This window comes from Caldisalinibacter kiritimatiensis (assembly GCF_000387765.1).
Classification (GTDB): Bacteria; Bacillota; Clostridia; order Tissierellales; family Caldisalinibacteraceae; genus Caldisalinibacter; species Caldisalinibacter kiritimatiensis.
This window is the reverse complement of sequence record NZ_ARZA01000061.1, coordinates 1-1,301: the sequence shown is the minus strand read 5'-3', so window position 1 is coordinate 1,301 and position 1,301 is coordinate 1. Positions and strand designations below refer to the sequence as shown.

General features: G+C 22.8%; 3 protein-coding genes. All 3 read left to right on the top strand.

Features of this window, described 5'->3' with window-relative positions:
- Positions 1-222 precede the first annotated feature (222 nt).
- From L21TH_RS02540 to L21TH_RS02535, 3 genes are read left to right on the top strand one after another with little or no spacing between them, the layout of a single operon-like run.
- A complete protein-coding gene (locus L21TH_RS02540) occupies positions 223-756 on the top strand; it encodes a hypothetical protein (protein ID WP_006308325.1) in 534 nt (177 codons plus the stop codon).
- Between the two features lie 4 nt (positions 757-760).
- Positions 761-913 carry a YvrJ family protein gene (locus tag L21TH_RS14000; RefSeq protein ID WP_006308323.1) on the top strand — a complete coding sequence of 51 codons (153 nt, stop codon included), beginning with the start codon at positions 761-763 and terminating at the stop codon, positions 911-913.
- Positions 914-951: 38 nt separating this feature from the next.
- Positions 952-1,179, top strand: coding sequence for a helix-turn-helix domain-containing protein (locus L21TH_RS02535; protein WP_006308318.1), 228 nt, complete (start codon positions 952-954; stop codon positions 1,177-1,179).
- Positions 1,180-1,301: the final 122 nt, after the last annotated feature.

The window sequence follows — 1,301 nt, the reverse complement described above, 5'->3', positions numbered from 1 at the left end:
ACACTATATAAGAACAATTTAGACATAAAAAAATCAACTATAAGTCAAAAAAATAAAAAAAATTTTTACATAAAATGGTTGATAAATTGATACAAAAAGCGTTCTTATATAATAAATACAATAGTAGTAACAGTATTTAATTAAAATATATTTTTTACAAAGCATAGAACATATGTTCTGGAAATGGTATAATATGTATATGAGTTGCTAGGAGGGGATAATGTGCATAAAATATTAAAAAAATTCTTAAATGAAAATAGAGAGAACAAAGAATTATATTATAAAGCAGTAATAATGAAAAACAAAGAAGCTCTTCAAGAGCTAGAAGAAAGATTCAATAATTATATTTTCAGAATATATTTATTTAGTTATATAAGTAAATCAATAAAATTTACATCATATAAAATCAAGATTCAAAGAAAAAAGATAAAAGATAAAGAAAAAATGACATTAAATATTATTGATGAAGATTACCAAGAAGAACGTATCAACACCATAGAAGATACTAGCATAGATTTCTTAGAACCAATAAAAAATCCCAACGGAACAATAGACTTTAATGCTGTTGTACAAAATAAGAAAATATTAAAAGAAATTAATAAGTTAACAAATAGGCAAAAAGAAATTTTATATGACTGTATAATACTAGATTTAGATGAAAAAACAGTTGCAAATAATCTTAAAATTAGTATTCAATCGGTTAATAAAACTAAAAATGCTGCTATTAAAAATATCAAAAGGGCTATAGGGGCGTGATTTTATGAAAGAATTTCAAACCTTTATATCTCAATTTGGATTTCAAACATTTGTTGCAGCATTTCTACTTATTAGAGTAGAAAGAAAGCTTGATGTATTGAATAATACATTAATACATATGATGGAACTAATTGCTAACAAAAATATTAATAACTAATAAGTTCTCATATATACTAGCTTAGGAGGTATGACAACATGGATGACAAATTAATAAAAGAACTTTTTCAATCAGCTAAAAAAGGTAATGAAAAAGCTTTAGAGCAACTATTAATAATATTTAACCCAATAATATATAAAAATAGTTATATAAACGGTGAATTCGATGAAGATTGTTATCAAGAGCTAAGAATAAAACTAATTGACTGCATTAAAAACTTTAAATTTAATGGTATTACAAGTGTTTATGATTATTTAAATATTTAAAAATAAGTGGGAACTCATCCCACTTATTTTATTGCATGTAATTAAATTTTATATATCGGACATAACAGAATATGGTAAATAGGTATTATATAAGGTATAATAATAGATAAAGGAATTAAATT